Origin of the sequence: Streptomyces albofaciens JCM 4342, assembly GCF_008634025.1 — a bacterium.
GTDB classification, from domain to species: Bacteria; Actinomycetota; Actinomycetes; order Streptomycetales; family Streptomycetaceae; genus Streptomyces; species Streptomyces albofaciens.
The window spans coordinates 4,271,312-4,289,196 of record NZ_PDCM01000002.1; the positions used below are offsets into that span (position 1 = coordinate 4,271,312).

Genomic DNA, 17,885 nt, shown 5'->3' on the forward strand with positions numbered 1-17,885 from the left:
GTCGGCTGCGTCAGCAAGGCGGACCCCACGTACAGCCGATCGGGTCGGGTATCGGCCGCGGGCGACAGAGGTGGGGGCGGGGACGGCAACACTGTGAGCGGGTGACCAGGCCGCCGGGCCGTGCCGGACCGTATGACGGGGACGGCAGCAGGAACGGCGGCAGCCGGACGACGGGAACGGCGGCAGCCGGATGACGGGAACGGCGGCAGCCGGACGACCGGTCACCGCAGCCGATGGCAGGCGAGGAACAGGGGCCGAATTGGGCGGGATGGCGGGCCGGGGCACGGCGGCGAGCGGGCCGCGGGGGCGCGCGGCGGGACGACGGGCGGGCTGGTACGCGGTACGGGCCGTGGTGGCTCTGCTGATCCTGGCGGGGCTCACGGTGGGCGGGCGCGCCTTGGCGACTCCTCCGGACGGCCGGGCCCTGGCGGCTCCTCCGGACGGCCGCGCCCTGGCGACCGCTCCGGGCGGGCGCGCCCTCGCCGCCCCTCCGGGCGCGACGCTCGCCGCCCATGGCGTACGGGCAGCGCACGCCGCCGCCCGCATTCCCCGTAACGTCGAAGCGACCCGGCAGACGGTCATCCGGCTGGTCAACCGCGAGCGGGCGAGAGCCGGATGCCGGCCCGTGCGGTCGCACCGTACGGTCACCAAGGCCGCCCAGCGGCACAGCGGCCACATGGCCCGCGACGACTCGCTCTCCCACCGGGAGCGCGGTGGGTCCGGGCCCGGCAACCGGCTCTCGGCCGTCGGTTACGACTGGCGCCGCGCGGGCGAGGACATCGCGCGCGGCCAGCGCGGGGCCGCCGAGGTGGTGCGGGACTGGGTCCGCAGTCCGGAGCACCGGGTGGTGCTGACCGACTGCGCGTTCCGGCACGCGGGCGTGGGGATCGACAGCGGCACTGGCGGGCGCGGGCCGTGGTGGACGCTGCTGCTGGCCGTCCCGGCCTGATCAGGGTCCGCAGGTACGGCGGCTCCGCACGTACGACGGCTCCGGATGTACGGCGATACGGCGGCTCCGGGCGCGACCACAGCCGCGCTCCGGAGCCCTCGTGACGGGCTGTCTCAGTGCGCCCTGCCTCAGTGCGCCGACGGCACCGCGCCCCCGTCCACCGCCCGCGGGGCTCCCGCCTGCCGTGCCCGTACGGCCCGTTCGGCCAGTTCGCCGAAGAGCAGGCCGAAGGCGGCCCACAGGGCCAGTTGGACGGCGAGTGCGGAGACGCGGAACTTCCACAGCAGCAGGGCGGGGAAGTCGTGCGGCAGTTCGTTGACGGCCGGGAGGAACGCGTAGGCGAGGCCGGTCACCACGGCGAAGGCGGCCAGCGCGACGACCGTGGCGTACCAGTTGCCGAGGCGGGGTGCGAGCCGCTTGCCGAGGATGACCGCGGCGATGGTCAGCAGCACGCTGAGGGCGATCATCAGGAAGTACAGCGCGGTGCGTTTGCCGATGGAGTCGGGGTCGCCGACGGACGGCGGGTTGGCCGGGTACTTCAGGAACGGTACGAGGCAGACCGCGGCGAAGGCGGCACCGGCGAGCAGCAGGGCCGTGGCGCGGGGGCCGAAGCGGCCGACGCGGCCCAGCGCGAAGCAGTAGGCCAGGGCGGCGATCCCGCCCAGGGCCACGCCGTACACCAGGACGCCGGTGGCCAGGCCCAGGGTGGACTGCACGCCGCGGCTGACGACTTCCGTCTCGTGTTCGTGGGCGTGGGCGTCCTCGAACGCGATGGCGGCGTCGACCTGGGGCTCGCCCAGCAGATAGGCGACGAGCAGGGCGAGCAGGCCGGCGGCGAGGCCGGCCAGCATGCCGCGCACCAGGAGGGATCTGACGGTGGCGGAGTTCATGTGCGCGCCCCCGGTCAGTGGCAGGGGAAGCCGAGCAGGTGGCGTCCGTCGTGGACCCACTCGTGCACGTCGGTGCCGGAGAGCAGCGAGGTGGCGCCCTGTTCGGCGCCGACGAAGTAGAGCAGGACGAGCATCAGCACGCCGCCGAAGATCGCCCACGGCAGGATCGTCCTGACCGGCAGGGTGGCGGGTGCGGCGGAGCCGGTGGTCGGCGGCGCGACGGACTGGGCCATGGCGGAACCTCCTGGGAAAACACGCGTCCCGGACAGTGGATCGTCACGACAGGACGGGTCTGGCTCGTCCGGCGGCCCCGTACGGGACCGGTCCGGGCTCACAGTGGCGCGACCGCGCCGGAATTCCACCGGCTTCCGTCATGTCATCGTCAATATCATCGGGAACGTACCGCGTGGCGGCGGCCGGGCCAAGGGGCCCCGGGCCCCGGACGGGCGCACGGCGGCGGACGGGCGCGCCCCTCTCTGCCGAAAGCGCCGCCCGGATTCCCGGTGCGCCGCCGGGTTTCCGCGTCTCCGTGACCCGGACGCGACGAGGAGAGGTGCGCATGACAACTCGGGTGATGTTGGTCTCACCGGCCTTCGACGACGCGGCGCGCGCGGTGCGCTTCCCGGCCGACGAAGCGCTGACACCCGCCGGACTGCACCGCGCCCGCGCCGCCCGCCCGGCCGCTGCCGCACTGCCCGCCGACCGGGCCCTGACCTCGCCGTCCGCACGCTGCCAAGAGACCGCCGAAGCCCTCGGCCTGCGGGCGGTGCCGGACCCCGGCGCGGCGGGGTGCGCGATGGGCCGCTGGCGGGGGCTGGCCCTGGAGGACGTACTGGCCGCCGAGCCGGAGGGTGTCGCGGCCTGGCTCACCGACCCGGACAGCGCGGTGCACGGCGGCGAGCCGCTGACGCGGTTCCTCGGCCGGGTGACGGACTGGCTGACCGGCCTCATGGCGGAGGGCGGCCGGGTGGTGGCCGTGGTGGAACCGGACGTCGTACGTGCGGCGGTCGTGTGCGCCCTGGGGGCACCGCCGTCGTCCTTCTGGCGGGTGGACGTACCGCCGCTGACCGTGACGGCGCTGAGCGGTCGGGACGGGCGGTGGAACGTGCGGGTGACGGCGGAACTCGGGCAGGGGGCGAGGGAGGGAGCCGGGTAGAGAGCCGGGCGGGGGACGGCGCCCCGGGCGCCGTAGCCGCGGGTGCGGACCGCCGTATCCTGGACGGAACGGTTATTGCACATAGCTCGCAATAACGAATCCGGCGGGTACGCGGATGCACCGGTACACCGGTACACCGATACACCGGTATCTGAGTACAAGGAACACGAAGGAGCAGCGCAGTGGCATCTCCAGGCTCTCCAGTGGTGCTGGGGATCGAGTCCTCCTGCGACGAGACCGGGGCAGGCCTGGTCCGGGACGGGCGGCTGCTCGGGCACGCGGTGGCGTCCAGCATGGACGAGCACGCGCGCTACGGCGGCGTCGTGCCGGAGATCGCGGCCCGCGCCCACGTGCACTCCCTCACACCCGTCGTGCGCCGCGCCCTCGACGAGGCGGGCCTGACCATGGCCGACATCGGCGCGGTGGCCGTGACCACCGGGCCCGGCCTGTCGGGCGCCCTCCAGGTGGGTCTGGCCGGTGCGAAGGGCCTGGCGTACGGGCTGGGCGTGCCGCTGTACGGGGTGCACCACCTCGCCGGGCACGTCGCCGCCGACACCCTGGAGCACGGGCCGCTGCCGAACCCCTGCATGGTGCTGATCGTCTCGGGCGGGCACACCTCCCTCCTCCTCGTACGGGACCTGGCGCGCGATCCGATCGTGCACCTCGGCGACACCCTCGACGACGCCGCCGGGGAGTGCTTCGACAAGGTCGCGCGGGTCTTCGGCCTGCCGTACCCGGGCGGCCCGGCGATCGACCGGGCCGCGCGCGAGGGCGATCCGGCGGCCGTCGCGTTCCCGCGCCCGCTGACCGGGCCGCGCGACGACCCGTACGGCTTCTCCTTCTCCGGCCTGAAGACGGCCGCCGCGCGCTGGGCCGAACGGCACGCCGGCGGCGAGCTGCCCGTCGCGGACGGCGCGGCCTCCCTCCAGGAGGCGGTCGCCGACGTGCTGACCCGCAAGGCCGTGGCGGCCTGCACGGAGCACGGCGTGGGCACGCTGGTGGTGGTGGGCGGCGTGGCCGCCAACTCGCGCGTAAGGTCCCTCGCCGAGGAGCGCTGCCAGGCCGCGGGGATTACGTTGCGGGTACCGCCCCTACGGCTGTGCACGGACAACGGCGCGATGATCGCCGCCGTCGGCGACCTGCTCGTCCGGGCGGGTGCCGAACCGGCTCCGCTGGACCTCTCGATCGACCCGTCGGCGCCGCTGGAGTACGCGGCCCTGCACCCGGTCGCCCGGGCGGCGCGGGCCGCCGCGTAACGGCCGCCCCGCCCTCCCCGCCCCTCTCCCCCGACCGCCCGGAGCCCCCTTTGCGTACCGCCGAGATCCGCACCCGCTTCCTCGACTTCTTCGCCGAGCGCGGCCACACCGTCGTCCCCAGCGCGCCGCTGCCGACGCCGGACCCGACGCTGCTGTTCGTCAACGCGGGCATGGTGCCCTTCAAGCCGTATCTGACCGGTGAGGTGGCGGCGCCCTGGCCGCGCGCGACCAGTGTGCAGAAATGCGTGCGGACCCTGGACATCGAAGAGGTCGGCAAGACCACCCGGCACGCCTCGTTCTTCCAGATGAACGGCAACTTCTCGCTCGGCGACTACTTCAAGGAAGACGCCGTCCGCTTCGCCTGGGAGCTGTCCACCACGCCCGTCGCCGACGGCGGCTACGGCCTGGACCCGGACCGTATCTGGGTCTCCGTGCACCACACCGACGACGAGGCGCGCGCCCTGTGGCGGGAGATCGCCGGCCTGCCCGAGGAGCGCGTCGTCCCGCGCGGGGACGAGGACAACTTCTGGTCGATGGGCGTGCCGGGTCCGTGCGGGCCCAGCTCGGAGCTGTTCTACGACCGGGGGCCGAAGTTCGGCCGGGCGGGCGGTCCGGAGGTCGACGAGGACCGGTACATGGAGTTCTGGAACCTCGTCTTCATGCAGTACGAGCGCGGTGAGGGCACCGGCAAGTCCGGCTATCCGATCCTCGGCGAACTCCCCCACCGCAACATCGACACCGGCATGGGCCTGGAGCGGATGGCCACCCTCCTCCAGGGCGTCGACAACCTCTACGAGATCGACGAGACCCGTCCGGTCCTGGACCGTGCCGCCGCGCTCGCCGGGGTCCGCTACGGCGACGACGAGCGCGACGACGTACGGCTGCGGGTGGTGGCCGACCACGTCCGTACGGCCCTGATGCTGCTCGCCGACGGCACCGTCCCCGGCAACGAGGGCCGCGGCTACGTGCTGCGCCGCATCCTGCGCCGCGCCGTGCGCTCGATGCGCCAGCTCGGCCACGAGGACCGGGCGCTGCCGGAGCTGCTGCCGGTCGCCCGCGACTGCATGGCGCCCAGCTACCCGGAGGTCGCCGAGTCCTACGACCGGATCGCCGACCAGGCGGCCGGCGAGGAGGACGCCTTCCGCGCGACACTGCGCCAGGGCACCGCCGTCCTGGACACGGCCGTGACCAAGGTCAAGGAGGAAGGCGGCCGGTCGCTCCCCGGCAAGCAGGCCTTCCTCCTGCACGACACCTACGGCTTCCCCATCGACCTCACCCTGGAGATGGCCGCCGAGCAGGGCGTCGAGGTGGACCGCGAGGGCTTCGCGACGCTGATGCGCGAGCAGCGCGAGCGGGCCCGCGCCGACGCCCGGGCGCGCAAGTCCGGCGGCGCGGTGGACACGTCGGCCCTCCGTACGGTCCTGGACGAGCACGGGCCGACCGACTGGCGCGCCTGGGACACGCTGGAGACGGATTCCAAGGTGCTGGCCGTCCTCGGCGCCCAGGGGCCCGTACCGGTGGCCCGCGAAGGCGACATCGTCACCGTCGTCCTCGACCGCACCCCGTTCTACGCCGAGTCCGGCGGCCAGGACAGCGACGCCGGCCACCTCTCCGGCACCTCGGCCGAGGCCGAGGTCCTGGACGTGCAGCGCCCGCTGCCCGGCCTGGTCGCCCACCAGATCCGGGTCACCGCCGGCGAACTCGGCCAGGGCGACGCCCTGCACGCTGCCGTCGATCCCGAGTGGCGGCTCGGCGCGCGCCAGGCCCATTCCGGCACCCACGTACTCCACGCCGCCCTGCGCGAGATCCTCGGCCCGACGGCCCTCCAGTCCGGCTCGTACAACCGGCCCGGCTACCTGCGCCTGGACTTCCCGTGGCGCGGCGGCCTGTCCGCCACCGTGCGCAGCGAGATCGAGGAGGCCGCCAACCGCGCGCTCCGCCGCGACCTGCCGGTGGGGGTGAAGTGGATGACGCTCCCGGAGGCCAAGGAACTGGGCGCGCTCGCGCTCTTCGACGAGACGTACGGCGAGAAGGTGCGGGTCGTGGAGATCGGCGGCGCCTGGTCGCGTGAACTGTGCGGCGGTACGCATGTCGCGCACGCCTCGCAGATCGGCGTCGTCGCCCTGACCGCCGAGTCGTCCGTCGGCGCGGGCATGCGCCGTCTGGAGGCGTCGGTCGGCATCGAGGGCTTCGGCTACCTCGCCCGCGAACGCGACCTGGTCGCCCGGATCGCCGAACAGATCCAGGCTCCGCGCGCCGAACTGGCCGACCGGGTGGCCGGGTTGCTGGAGCGCCTGAAGGCGTCCGACCGGGAGAACCAGCGGCTGCGGCAGCAGGCCACCGTGGCGCGCGCCGCCGGGCTGGCCGACTCCGCCGTACAGGCGGGCCGCTTCCGGGTGGTGACCGCCACCGCCGACGGCGGCGCCGAAGAGGCCCGCGCGCTGGCCATGGCCGTACGGGACCGGCTGCCCGCCGGACAGCCCGCCGCCGTGGCCGTCGGCTCGGCCACGGACGGCAAGGCGGCCTTGGTGGTCGCCCTGAACAAGGCCGGGAAGGAAGCGGGCGGCTCGGCGTCCGACCTGGTCAAGCGACTGCTGAACGGGCGTGGTGGCGGCTCGCCCGAACTCGCCCAGGGCGGCGGCCTGCCCGCCGACGAGCTGCCGGAGACGCTGGCGGCGCTGCCGAAGCTGGTCGCGGAGGAGAAGTAGCGCCGGTCAGTCCGTCGCCGTCAGCGGCCCGTACGCGTCCGGCCGCCGCGTGGCCGGGAACGGGAACAGCTCCAGCCAGTCGCGGCGGGCGTCCAGGTCCAGGTCGGCGACCAGGACGGCGGGTTCGTCGCGGGGCGCCTGGGCGAGGACGCGGCCGTACGGGTCGGCGATGAAGGAGCTGCCGTAGAAGGTGAGCGGGCCCTCGGTGCCGATGCGGTTCGGCACGATCATGAAGGTGGCGTTGGCGATGGCGTTTCCGACGATCACCTTCTGCCACAGCGGCTGGGTGTCGAAGCCCGGGTGGCCCGGCTCGGAGCCGATCGCGGTCGGGTAGACCAGAACGTCGGCACCGGCCAGCGAGTAGGCGCGGGCGAGCTCGGGGAACCACTGGTCCCAGCAGGTCGGCAGGCCGAAGGCGGCGTTCTCGACGGTGTGGACGGGGAAGGCGTCGGGGCCCGCGGGGCCGGGGCGGAACCAGTGGTCCTCGTAATAGCCCTCGGTCACGGGGATGTGGGTCTTGCGCGTACGGCCCGCGAGGGTGCCGTCCGGGGCGACCAGAACGGCGGTGTTGTAGCCGAGCCCGTCGGGCGTCACGGCGCCGTCCGGGCCCGGTTCGGGGTCGGCGCGCTCGTAGAGCGAGGCGTGTACGTGGACGCCGTACTCACGCGCGGCCTCGGCGGCGAAGGAGACGGTGGGACCGGTGCGGAGGTCCTCCGGCTCGGCGGGCTCGGGGTGGTCGTCCTTGCGGAGCACGGCGAAGTACGGCGAGAGGGTCAGCTCCTGGAGGCAGACGACGCGGGCGCCTTCCGCGGCGGCCAGGCGGATGCCCTCCTTGAGGGCGGCGCGGTGCTCTTCCGGGTCCCGGTGCCAGCGCTGCTGTACGAGGGCGACGCGCAGCGGGGTGCGCTCGGCGGGACGGGTGCGGGCCGGTGAGGCGGGTGGGGTGAGGGCGGTGATCACTCGCATGGGGGCTCCGGGGCGGCAGGGCAGGGGCTGGGCGGCAGAACAGGGGGGCGGCAGGGCAGGAGGGCAGGCGCGCGGTGCTGCGCGGTAGGGCCCGATGCCTGCCGGAACGTTCCGGCAGGCATCAATGTACGAGTGCCGGAACGTTCCGGCAAGGGGGACGCCGACGTCGCCGCCCTCCCCGCCGCCCCGGATGGAAGGAAGGAGCGGCGGAGGAGAGGGAGCGGCAAAGGAGAAGGAGCGGCGAGGTGATCCCTCTAGACTTGCACCCCGTGACCAGCCGCCGCACCGTGACCCTGCTCGATGTCGCACGGGCCGCCGGAGTCTCCAAGAGCACCGTCTCCGACGCGCTCCAGGGGTCCGGCCGGGTGGCGGAGGAGACCCGCCGCCGGGTCCGCGACGCCGCCGACCGGCTCGGCTACCGGCCCAACAGCGCCGCCCGGAGCCTCCGCCGGGCCAGCACCGGCGCGCTCGGCCTGTACCTGCCGCGCACCGCGACCCGGCTGGACTACTACATGACGCTCGCCTTCGGAGCCGTGGCCCGCGCCCAGGAGGACGGCCTGGACGTGGTGCTGCTGGCCCCCGACGGCGGGGCCGCCGGGCGGCTCGCCTCGCGCGTGGACGGCCTGCTGGTGATCGACCCCGAGGCCGGCGACGACGCGGTGACCGGGCTGCTCGACGCGGGCGTGCCGGTGGTCACCGGCGAGCGCTACCCCGGCCCGGCGCCCGCCCCGGCCGGGGCGGTGGTCTGCGACAACGCCGCCTCGCTGACCGCGCTGCTGGACCATGTACGCGCGGCCGGGGCCCGGCGCCCGGCCCTGCTCGCGCCCGCCGGCTCCTCCGCGTGGGTCACCGCGCTGCGCGAGACGGCGGAGACGTGGGGCCGTACGCACGGGTGCGATGTCGCCGTACGGACCGTGCCGTTCGCCGCGACCCCCGACGAGGCGGCGCGCGCCACCGTGGACCTGTTGGCGGACGATCCGGCCGTGGACGCGGTGCTGTGCGCGCCCGACGGGGCCGCCGCCGGCGTGCTGCGGGCCGCCGCCGGGACCGGCCGCACGGCCGGGCGGGACCTGCTCGTCGCGTCCTGCGTGGACGGGGCGGCCCTGCGCGGCAGCGCGCCGCCCGTGACGGCGATCGACCTGCGCCCGGACGCGTACGGGCGGGCCTGCGCCGCCCTGCTCTGCGACATCCTGGCCGGGCGGGCCGCACCGGAGACGGTCCGCCCTCACGAGTGGGAGTTGCGGGTACGGGCGTCCACCCGCCCGGAGGGCACGGCGGGCGGAACGGCAGAGGGCGCAGCGGACGGAACGGCAGAGGCCGCGGCGGGCGGGACAACAGAGGAACAGCCGGCCTGACAGGGGCCGATCGGCCGATCCGCCCCGTCGCCACCCGCTACTTCGCGTACGGTGCCAGCGCCGCCTTCACCGTCGCTTCCAGCGCGGCGGGGTCGGCCCCCGTACGGGACCGCAGGTTGACCCCGTAGGCGAGCAGGGCCAGCAGCCCGGCAGTGGCCTCCGGGTCCACGCCCGGGGCGAGTTGGCCGCGCGCGGCGGCGGCGCTGAGCACCGACCGCATGGCGTCGACCAGCGACTCGTGGTGTTCGTCGAGCAGTCGGCGTACGGCGGGCTCGGCGCTGGACGGCCCGGTGTGCGCGTTGGCGATCATGCAGCCCCAGCGGGCGTACGGGCCGCTGCAGCGCAGCCGGATCAGCTCGGTGAAGAACTCGGTGACGGCGGGCAGGCCGCGCGGGTCCGCCGCCAGTCGCGCGAACGCGGGCCGTGACCACTGCTCGACGTACCGGCGCAGGGCGGCGAGGTAGAGGTCCTGCTTGCCGCCGAAGGTGGCGTAGAGACTGGAGCGGCTGACGCCGGTGCGGTCGACCACCTCCTGGATGCCGGTCGCGGCGACGCCCCGCTCCCAGAACAGCCGGACCACGGCCTCCAGGGCCGCGTCCGGGTCGAAGTGCTTGATGTCGGGCATGCCCGGGGCCCGCCGCCTTCCTCGTCACGATCACTACCGGCGGCTGCCGCGCGCGCCGGCTTCTTGAATCAGCCGTTCCAAGATAACCCCGCGCAGCCCTTGGCAAGAGGGAGCCGCACCCGTAACTTGAAACGACCGTTCCAAGTTCCGTGCGCCCCGCACGCCTCCCCGGACAGGTGGGTCAACCCATGAGCCTCGACGCCGAGTTGCACGCCTTCTTCACGTCCCGCTACCCGCAGATCCCGGCCGCCGCGCGGGCGGTCATGGAGCGGGCCGGTCGCGAACTGGCCGAGTCCGGGCAGGCCGCCGCGGCGCCCGGACCCGGCACAGCGGCCCCCGACTTCACGCTGCCCGCGGCGGACGGACGGAAGGTCACCCTGAGCGCCCTCCTCGCCGACGGGCCGGTCGTGCTCACCTTCTACCGCGGCGCGTGGTGCCCGTACTGCAACCTCGCGCTGCGCGCCCTCCAGGAGCACCACGCCGCCATCACCGCGCGCGGCGCCCGGCTGGTGGCCGTCTCGCCGCAGATACCCGACGAGTCCCTGACCCTCGCCGAAAAGCACGGGCTGGCCTTCGACGTGCTCAGCGACGTGGGCTCCGAGGTCGCCGAGCGGTACGGCATCGCCTTCGACCTGCCCGAGGACCTGGCCGCCGTGTACGACTCCTTCGGCTTCGAGATGCAGCGCGTCAACGGCGGACATCCGCGCACCCTGCCGCTGCCCGCCACCTTCGTCATCGACCGCACGGGCACGGTCCGCTGGGCCTTCGCCGACCCCGACTACGTCAAGCGCGCCGAACCGGCGGACATCCTGGCCGCCCTGGACGCCCTCACCTCCTCCTGACGCCCCGCCCCTTACCCGCCAAAAACGGCAAAACCTAAAAAACAGGTGGAAAACCATGCTTCCCGCCTGAAACGATCCCCGCATGACCACACGTTCCTTCGACGACCTGGTGGCCGAGGCGGAGTCCGTGTCCGTCGCCGGCTGGGACTTCTCCTGGCTGGACGGCCGGGCCACCGAGCAGCGCCCCTCGTGGGGATACCAGCGCTCCCTGGGCGCACGGCTGGCGGGTGCCACCGCCGCGCTGGACATCCAGACCGGCGGCGGTGAAGTCCTCGCGGGCGCCGGGCCGTTGCCGCCGGTGATGGCGGCGACGGAGTCCTGGCCGCCGAACGTCGCGAAGGCGACCGCGCTGCTGCACCCGCTCGGCGCGGTCGTCGTCGCCGACCCGGACGAGCCGCCGCTGCCGTTCGCCGACGGCGCCTTCGACCTCGTCACCAGCCGCCACCCGGCCACCGTCTGGTGGTCGGAGATCGCCCGCGTGCTGCGCCCCGGCGGCACGTACTTCGCCCAGCACGTCGGCCCGGCCAGCGTCTTCGAGCTGGTCGAGTACTTCCTCGGCCCGCAGCCCGGGGAAGTGCGGCGCAAGCGCCACCCCGACGACGAGAGCCGGGACGCCGAGGCCGCGGGCCTGGAGATCGCCGAGCTGCACTCCGAGTCCCTGCGCATGGAGTTCTTCGACATCGGCGCGGTGATCTACTTCCTGCGCAAGGTGATCTGGATGGTGCCGGGCTTCACGGTGGACGGCCACCGCGACCGGCTGCGCGAGCTGGACGCGAAGATCCGGGCGGAGGGGCCGTTCGTGGCCCACTCCACCCGCTTCCTCATCGAGGCCCGCAAACCGGCCTGACAGCCGGGGGTAGGGGCGGCCATGGCCGCCCCTACCCCTCACGCCAACTCCACCAATTCCGCGTACTCCCGCCCCCACAGGTCCTCCGCGCCGTCCGGCAGCACCAGCACCCGGTCGGGGCGGAGGGCCTCGACGGCCCCCGGGTCGTGGCTGACCAGCACGATCGCGCCGGGGTAGGTGCCGACGGCGGCCAGCACCTCGTCCCGGGAAGCCGGGTCGAGGTGGTTGGTCGGCTCGTCCAGCAGCAGCACGTTGGCGCGCGAGTGGACCAGACCGGCCAGCGCCAGCCGGGTCCTCTCGCCGCCGGACAGCACCCGTACCGGCTTGTCCGCGTCGTCCCCGGAGAAGAGGAACGCGCCGAGGACGTGCCGGGCCTCGCCGTCGGTCAGGTGCGGCGCGGCGGCGGCCAGGTTCTCGCGGACCGTACGGGACGGGTCGAGCGTGTCGTGCTCCTGCGCGAAGTAGCCCAGCCGCAGGCCGTGCCCGGCCACCACGCGCCCCGCGTCGGGGGTCTCCCGCCCGGCCAGCAGCCGCAACAGCGTCGTCTTGCCCGCCCCGTTGAGCCCCAGCACGACCAGCCGGCTCCCCCGGTCCACGGCCAGGTCGACACCGTCGAGCACCTGGTGGTCCCCGTACGCCTTGGCCAGGCTGACGGCGCCCAGCGGCACCCGGCCGCACGGTGCGGGCTCGGGCAGCCGGATGCGCACGGTCTTCTCGGTGCGCCGGACCGGCTCCAGCTCCGCGAGCATGCGGTCGGCGCGGCGGGCCATGTTCTTCGCCGAGACGGCCGTCGCGACGTTGGCGCGCATCCTGTCGGCCTGGCTGTGCAGCGCCGCCGCCTTCCGCTCCGCGCTGGCGCGCTCCCGCGCCCGGCGCCGGTCGTCCGCCGCGCGCTGGGCGAGGTAGGTGTGCCAGCCGGTGTTGTGCACGTCGAGCGCGGCGCGCGCCGGTTCCACGTGAAACACCCGGTTGACGGTGTCGGCGAGCAGCCCGGTGTCATGGCTGATCATCACCAGCCCGCCCCGGTACGCGGCCAGGAAGCCGCGCAGCCAGGCGACCGAGTCGGCGTCGAGGTGGTTGGTCGGCTCGTCCAGCAGCAGCGTGCCGTGCCCGGCGAACAGGATGCGGGCCAGCTCGACCCGCCGCCGCTGCCCGCCCGACAGCCCGCCCACGGGCCGGTGCAGCACCCGCTCGGGCAGCCCCACCCCGGCCGCGACCCGCGCCGCCTCGGCCTCGGCCGCGTACCCGCCACGTGCCTGGAAGGCGTCCTCGGCCCGCGCGTAAGCCGCCATCGCCTTCTCCTGCTCGGCCGCGCCCACGGCCTCGGCCAGCGCCTCCGAGGCGCGCCGCAGTTCGCGTACGGTCCGGTCCAGACCACGCGCGGAAAGAATCCGGCCGGTGACGGTGACGGCCGGGTCGGCCGTACGGGAGTCCTGCGGCAGATGGCCGACGCTCCCCGTACGGACGATGTCCCCGGCGGCGGGCCGCACCCGCCCCGCCAGGGTGTCGAGCAACGTCGTCTTCCCCGCCCCGTTGCGGCCCACCAGGCCGATTCGGTCACCGGGGGCGACATGAAAGGAAACGCCGGACAGCAGAAGCCGGGCGCCGACGCGCACGTCGACACCACGAACGGTAATCATGGAAAAACACTCCGGAACAGCTCAAGGACACACGGGTGGCGTGAAAGCGGGTGTCCGAGCTAAGAAATCCGGGGGGTCGACATGGGGGCGAGGGTAGACGGCGGCACACGGGGATGCACACGGTTTTCCGTACGGGCCTTTTCGCGGCGGCGAAGCGAGCCCGGGGCCCGGTTACGCCGGAGGCACGTGCGGCGGCCCGCCGGAGGGGGCGCCGTGACCGGGGAGCAGCCTTCCCGGCGGCAGGTACCGGAGCCGCCCGGTGGCATCGGTCACCGACGAGAACCCGGCTGCCTCCAGTACGGCGACCTGCTTGGCCTTGTAGCGCCGGTTGACGACGATCCCGACCGGCAGGGAGGCCATCAGCGCGGCCCAGATGACGGCGACGGTGACGAGGACCGTGGTGCTCGCGCTGAACCTGTACGCGGCGGCTCCGGCCACCGCCGTGAAGCCGATGCCCGCGAACACCACCATCTGCTTCTCGGTGAGCCTGGTGGCGAGGTCGAAGGCGATACGGGCCCTGACGAGCTCCACCGCACCGGGCGCGACCGGCGGCAGTTCACCCCCGGCCGCGGCCCCGGGGTACCGAGCGCAGTTCCGCGCGGCCCGCTCCCGGGCCTGTGGCGTGAGGTCGGGCACGATCGTCATGACCAGCCCGCGGTTCTGCGGGCCGCCGCCCTGCCGCACGCGGGCGTAGTCGTACCCGAACTCCTGCGCGAGGGCGCCGAGTCGCGCGAGCTGCCTCATGGAGGCCATGGCGCTGGTGACCTCAACGGCCTGCCCGCTCGCCATCCCCCTGAGCATCCCCCGCACCTGCCGCTTGCTCACCGGTACTCCCCCCGTCAGTCATACCCGGCGAGTTTCGCACGTCGGTATGACCACGCGGGGCCCCGCTCGTCCCGGGCCCGCCCGGCCGCCTCGCATTTCCCCGCCGGCACACGACGCCGGCCTCCGCGGAGTTTCCACGAAGACCGGCGGGGCGGGGACCCCGTGGGGGCCGGAGGTCAGACCTCGGCGGCGATCCAGGCGATGTGCCAGCCGTTCTTGGCGGCGTATGCGGGGTCGATGGGCTGGCGGTCGACGCGGCGTACGTAGACGCGGAAGCCGGTGGGGGTGGCGTTGTACACGGTGTTTCCGCCGGTGGTCATCCACATGCGGTCGTCGCCGGTGAGGGCCGCGATATACGCGGGGGTGTCGGTGAAACCGCCCTCGCTCGTGTCGACGTCGATGTAAACGCCGTCACCATTGCGGTCGGGATAGTTCTGCCAGCCTTCGCCGGGGGCGGTCCTGCCGGAAAGGAACTTGCCGTTCTGCATTGCTTGCTCCTGTCGCGTCCTCGTAGGAATGCGGACCGGCGATCCACTGATCGGCGGCCCTGGCAGTTTGTGCCCGAAAGTCAGGCATTAGCAAGGCCGTTCGACAGAGTTGGCCTGATGTGGGGAGTGCGGACGGGTGGTGGCCCGGTGGCCGGTTCGGAGGGTTGACCGGGGGGCCGTACGGGCCTAGTCGGGGGGCCGACGGGCTTCATGATTCTTTCCCGGGTGGGCTTGACAGCCCCCGGCCGTCTTACAAACCTTGGACGCAGCCATTGCTTGGCGGCCCCGGCACCATCGACGCATGAGGAATTCGCGATCCGGGCCTCGCGACATGGATCTCTCCGGTACCACGGCGCATATGCCGCACCGGAGCAGCCGATACGGCCTCTGTGTCGAACGCCGACGACGTCCCGTGCCGCTCGCCGCACCGCTTCCCCGGCACGAGGCCGATGACGGGCTTTGGAGAGGGTTGTGGCAGCGCCGAAAGAGTCGAGGACAGGTGCGGGGGACGCAACGACGGAGAACCCCTGGATCATTTCGCGGGCGGGCGTACCCGTTACCGCCGGGAACGGCGTACCGGTGCCCACCGGGAACGGACCGGCCGCGCGGTATGAATTCCGGGCCGCGGCGGAATGGGCGGAATTCGGCGCGGTGATCGATATGGCCTACGGCGGCCATCCGCACTCCCCCGCGCACAGCGCCGTGGTCGGCGCGCTATTCGAATCCAAACGTTCCCTGGTCGCGTGTTACGGCGGCCGCCCGTGCGCCACCTTCGCCGGATACGCGCTGGAGATGACGCTGCCCGGCGGCCCGGCCCCGGTGGCCGGCATCGGATACGTCGCGGTGGCACCGCCCCACCGGCGGCGCGGCCTGATGCGCGAGCTCCTGCGGCAGGCGCTCACCGCGCTGCACGAGGAGCGGGGCGAGCCGGTCGCGGTGCTGCACTCGACCGAGCCGGGCATCTACGGGCGCTTCGGGTTCGGCCTGGCATCCCAGGCCGTCGAACTGTCCGTACCGCCCGAGGCCCGTGCGTTCACCCAGGAATCGGACGGTGACGGCCTGACGCCGGACGTCCTCGCACCCGAGGACGGGCGCGCCGCCGTCGCCGCCGTCTACGACGCCTGTGTGCCCGAACGCCCGGGCATGCTGCGGCGGGACGCCGCCTGGCAGCGCCGCGCCGTCGAGGACGAACCGGCGTCCCGCAACGGCGCGGGACGGCTGCTGTGCCTGCTGGCGTCCGGCCCCGGCGGCGAGCCCCGCGGGTACGCGCTGTACCGGCTGCGGCCCGCCTGGCAGCGGTCCCGGCCGCGCTACGAACTGACCGTACGAGAACTCTTCGCGCGCGACCCGGCCGCGTACGCCTTCCTGTGGCGCGCGCTGCTGGACACCGATCTCGCCGGGACCGTCAGGGCGCAGACCCGCCCCGTCGACGACCCGTTGCTGGCGCTGCTCGACGACCCGCGCAGCGCCGCGCCCACCCTGCGCGACCAGCTCTACGCCCGTGCCGTCGACCTGGACCGGGCCCTGACCGCGCGCACGTACAGCGCGCCGGTCGATGTGGTGCTGGAGGTGAGCGACGCCATGTGCCCCTGGAACGCCGGGCGTTGGCAGCTCACCGCGGACGCCGACGGATTCGCCGAGTGCACGCGGACGGGTGCGTCGGCCGACCTGGCCCTGACCGCCCGCGAGATCGGCGCGGTCCTGCTCGGCGGCGGCTCACTGGTCCAGCTGGCGCACGCGGGCCGGGTCGCCGAGCTGCGGCCGGGCGCGCTCCGCGCCGCCTCGGCCGCCTTCCGCCACGATCCGGCGCCGTTCTGTCCGATGGCGTTCTGAGGCCGGAAGCAGGCCGCGAGCAAGCCGGGAGGCCGGAGAGGCCAGAGAGGCCGGAGAGGCCGGAGAGGCCGGAAGACGGTCACCCCCCCCCGGACCGCCCGCCCCGGCGCCCCGACGGCCTGACGACCCCGGACGCGTCCCCATCCACCCTTCCCTAGGAGCCCCCATGCCCGGACCCGGCTACGCCTTCTTCGGTGACGAGGAGCGCGACAACGTCGAGCAGGTGCTGGAAGCCTGGTCGCGGACGACCGCCGCGCACTCCTACCCGCTGGGCGACCTCACCCAGACCCGGCTGTTCGAGCAGGCCGCGGCGCACCGGCTGGGCAGCCCGTACTGCCTGTCCGTCAACAGCGGCACGTCCGCTCTGCTGACCGCCCTCGCCGCGCTCGGCATCGGCCCCGGCGACGAGGTCATCGTGCCCGGCTACCTCTACACCGCCTGCCTGGCCGCCATCGTCTACAGCGGCGCCACCCCGGTGCTCGCCGAGGTGGACGCCTCGCTCACCCTCGACCCCGGCGACGTACGGCAGCGGATCACCGGGCGCACCAAGGCGCTGATGCCGGTGCACATGCTCGGCGCGGCCTGCGACCTGGCCGCCCTGCGGCGGATCGCCGGCGAGCACGGGCTGCTGATGCTGGAGGACGCGGCGCAGGCGTGCGGCGGCACGTACCGGGGGCGGCCGCTGGGCACGTTCGGGCAGGCGGGCGCCTTCTCGCTCAACATGTTCAAGGTCATCACCGGTGGGGACGGCGGTTTCCTGCTCACCTCCGACGAGCGGGTCTTCCAGCGGGCGTACGGCTTCCACGACCACGGCTGGTTCCCGTACCGCCGCGAGGAGGGCCCCGGCGACCGGCTGTGGGGCCTGAACCTGCGGATGACGGAGCTGACGGCGGCCGTGGCGCGCGCCCAGCTCGGCCGCCTGGACGCCGTGCTGGCGCGTACCCGGGGGCTGCGGGACGAGCTGCTGGAGCAGCTGCCCGAGCGGGACGGCATGGTGCGCCGGTTCCTGCACGACGCGGACGGGGACTGCGCGTCCGTGATCGTGTACGTCTTCGACGAGCGGGCCGACGCCGAGGCCGTCGCCAAGCGGCTCGGCACCAAGACGCTGCTGCACTCGCCCAAGCACTACTACGGCGGCCTGCCCGAACTGCCCTCGCTGGCGGCCCCGGACGGCTCCTCCTGCCCCTTCCGCCCGCCCGCCGAGGCCTGGCGGCGGGACGGCTGGCGGGCGGGCGCGCTGCCCCGTACCGACGATGTGCTGAGCCGTTCGCTGGCGCTGACCGTCGGGCTGTCCGACACGTATCTGGGCGCCGACTTCGGGGTGGACGTCTTCAGCGGCGGCGACGAGATCGCCGAGGTCGCCGAGCGGTTCCGCGAGACGGCCGACGAAGTGCTCGGCTGACCGGCGCACGGGCCCGCCCCGTACGCCCCGCCCCGTACGACCTACCCCGTACGGCCGGGCCCACTTCCCGTACGACCGCCCCGCACGACCGCTCTCCCCCTCC

16 protein-coding genes are annotated in these 17,885 nt (G+C 74.2%); 9 read left to right on the plus strand and 7 right to left on the minus strand.

The genetic code is table 11. From position 1 onward, the window contains the following. Nucleotides 1-349: 349 nt before the first annotated feature. A complete protein-coding gene (locus CP973_RS38590; RefSeq protein ID WP_167538598.1) occupies nt 350-949 on the plus strand; it encodes a CAP domain-containing protein in 600 nt (199 codons plus the stop codon). A 128-nt stretch (nt 950-1,077) separates the two neighbouring features. Here the strand turns inward: CP973_RS38590 and CP973_RS38595 are convergent, their stop codons facing one another. Further along, a complete protein-coding gene (locus CP973_RS38595; RefSeq protein ID WP_150249469.1) occupies nt 1,078-1,839 on the minus strand; it encodes a CbtA family protein in 762 nt (253 codons plus the stop codon). Between the two features lie 14 nt (nt 1,840-1,853). Further along, nucleotides 1,854-2,072 carry a CbtB domain-containing protein gene (locus tag CP973_RS38600; protein WP_150249472.1) on the minus strand — a complete coding sequence of 73 codons (219 nt, stop codon included), beginning with the start codon at nt 2,070-2,072 and terminating at the stop codon, nt 1,854-1,856. Between the two features lie 326 nt (nt 2,073-2,398). Here CP973_RS38600 and CP973_RS38605 point away from each other — a divergent pair, with 326 nt between their 5' ends. The 3 genes from CP973_RS38605 to alaS all read left to right on the plus strand — a co-directional run bounded on the left by CP973_RS38605 (nt 2,399) and on the right by alaS (nt 6,959). Continuing rightward, nucleotides 2,399-2,995, plus strand: a complete 597-nt coding sequence (locus tag CP973_RS38605; protein ID WP_208853382.1) for a histidine phosphatase family protein — start codon at nt 2,399-2,401, stop codon at nt 2,993-2,995. A 203-nt stretch (nt 2,996-3,198) separates the two neighbouring features. After that, on the plus strand, nt 3,199-4,251 hold the full coding sequence (gene tsaD, locus CP973_RS38610) for a tRNA (adenosine(37)-N6)-threonylcarbamoyltransferase complex transferase subunit TsaD (protein WP_208853445.1): 1,053 nt from the start codon (nt 3,199-3,201) through the stop codon (nt 4,249-4,251). 50 nt (nt 4,252-4,301) lie between these two features. Continuing rightward, nucleotides 4,302-6,959: an alanine--tRNA ligase gene (gene alaS / locus CP973_RS38615; protein WP_150249481.1), complete on the plus strand. Its 2,658-nt coding sequence runs from the start codon at nt 4,302-4,304 to the stop codon at nt 6,957-6,959. Between the two features lie 6 nt (nt 6,960-6,965). Here the strand turns inward: alaS and CP973_RS38620 are convergent, their stop codons facing one another. Further along, on the minus strand, nt 6,966-7,925 hold the full coding sequence (locus CP973_RS38620) for a carbon-nitrogen hydrolase (RefSeq protein WP_150249483.1): 960 nt from the start codon (nt 7,923-7,925) through the stop codon (nt 6,966-6,968). Nucleotides 7,926-8,194: 269 nt separating this feature from the next. Here CP973_RS38620 and CP973_RS38625 point away from each other — a divergent pair, with 269 nt between their 5' ends. Next, nucleotides 8,195-9,280, plus strand: a complete 1,086-nt coding sequence (locus CP973_RS38625; protein ID WP_244410232.1) for a LacI family DNA-binding transcriptional regulator — start codon at nt 8,195-8,197, stop codon at nt 9,278-9,280. Between the two features lie 37 nt (nt 9,281-9,317). Here CP973_RS38625 and CP973_RS38630 read toward each other — a convergent pair whose 3' ends face one another. Next, nucleotides 9,318-9,905 carry a TetR/AcrR family transcriptional regulator gene (locus tag CP973_RS38630; protein WP_150249486.1) on the minus strand — a complete coding sequence of 196 codons (588 nt, stop codon included), beginning with the start codon at nt 9,903-9,905 and terminating at the stop codon, nt 9,318-9,320. 188 nt (nt 9,906-10,093) lie between these two features. Between CP973_RS38630 and CP973_RS38635 the strand changes: the two genes are divergently transcribed. Together CP973_RS38635 and CP973_RS38640 are read left to right on the plus strand one after the other, a co-directional pair. Further along, nucleotides 10,094-10,747 (plus strand): peroxiredoxin-like family protein, encoded by a 654-nt coding sequence (locus CP973_RS38635; protein ID WP_150249489.1) that lies wholly within the window; start codon nt 10,094-10,096, stop codon nt 10,745-10,747. An 82-nt stretch (nt 10,748-10,829) separates the two neighbouring features. Beyond that, nucleotides 10,830-11,594, plus strand: a complete 765-nt coding sequence (locus tag CP973_RS38640; RefSeq protein WP_150249492.1) for a class I SAM-dependent methyltransferase — start codon at nt 10,830-10,832, stop codon at nt 11,592-11,594. A 38-nt stretch (nt 11,595-11,632) separates the two neighbouring features. On the opposite strand, the gene CP973_RS38645 is transcribed toward CP973_RS38640, so the two are convergent. From CP973_RS38645 to CP973_RS38655, 3 genes are all read right to left on the minus strand, one after another. After that, nucleotides 11,633-13,234 carry an ABC-F family ATP-binding cassette domain-containing protein gene (locus CP973_RS38645; protein WP_208853383.1) on the minus strand — a complete coding sequence of 534 codons (1,602 nt, stop codon included), beginning with the start codon at nt 13,232-13,234 and terminating at the stop codon, nt 11,633-11,635. A 171-nt stretch (nt 13,235-13,405) separates the two neighbouring features. Then, the gene (locus tag CP973_RS38650) at nt 13,406-14,059 is read right to left on the minus strand and encodes a hypothetical protein (RefSeq protein ID WP_150249498.1); all 654 of its coding nucleotides are present in this window, start codon (nt 14,057-14,059) and stop codon (nt 13,406-13,408) included. Nucleotides 14,060-14,235: 176 nt separating this feature from the next. After that, a complete protein-coding gene (locus tag CP973_RS38655) occupies nt 14,236-14,547 on the minus strand; it encodes a hypothetical protein (protein WP_150249500.1) in 312 nt (103 codons plus the stop codon). 579 nt (nt 14,548-15,126) lie between these two features. On the opposite strand from CP973_RS38655, the gene CP973_RS38660 reads away from it, so the two are divergent. Next, on the plus strand, nt 15,127-16,380 hold the full coding sequence (locus tag CP973_RS38660) for a GNAT family N-acetyltransferase (RefSeq protein WP_150249502.1): 1,254 nt from the start codon (nt 15,127-15,129) through the stop codon (nt 16,378-16,380). A gap of 166 nt (nt 16,381-16,546) precedes the next feature. Further along, nucleotides 16,547-17,782: a DegT/DnrJ/EryC1/StrS family aminotransferase gene (locus CP973_RS38665; protein WP_150249505.1), complete on the plus strand. Its 1,236-nt coding sequence runs from the start codon at nt 16,547-16,549 to the stop codon at nt 17,780-17,782. The last annotated feature ends 103 nt before the right edge of the window (nt 17,783-17,885 follow it).

Coding starts and splice junctions, on each gene's coding strand:
- CP973_RS38595 (WP_150249469.1), bottom strand. CDS start 1,839: ATGAACTCCGCCACCGTCAGATCCCTCCTGGTGCGCGGCATGCTGGCC.
- CP973_RS38600 (WP_150249472.1), bottom strand. CDS start 2,072: ATGGCCCAGTCCGTCGCGCCGCCGACCACCGGCTCCGCCGCACCCGCC.
- CP973_RS38605 (WP_208853382.1), top strand. CDS start 2,399: ATGACAACTCGGGTGATGTTGGTCTCACCGGCCTTCGACGACGCGGCG.
- CP973_RS38620 (WP_150249483.1), bottom strand. CDS start 7,925: ATGCGAGTGATCACCGCCCTCACCCCACCCGCCTCACCGGCCCGCACC.
- CP973_RS38630 (WP_150249486.1), bottom strand. CDS start 9,905: ATGCCCGACATCAAGCACTTCGACCCGGACGCGGCCCTGGAGGCCGTG.
- CP973_RS38635 (WP_150249489.1), top strand. CDS start 10,094: ATGAGCCTCGACGCCGAGTTGCACGCCTTCTTCACGTCCCGCTACCCG.
- CP973_RS38640 (WP_150249492.1), top strand. CDS start 10,830: ATGACCACACGTTCCTTCGACGACCTGGTGGCCGAGGCGGAGTCCGTG.
- CP973_RS38645 (WP_208853383.1), bottom strand. CDS start 13,234: ATGATTACCGTTCGTGGTGTCGACGTGCGCGTCGGCGCCCGGCTTCTG.
- CP973_RS38655 (WP_150249500.1), bottom strand. CDS start 14,547: ATGCAGAACGGCAAGTTCCTTTCCGGCAGGACCGCCCCCGGCGAAGGC.
- CP973_RS38665 (WP_150249505.1), top strand. CDS start 16,547: ATGCCCGGACCCGGCTACGCCTTCTTCGGTGACGAGGAGCGCGACAAC.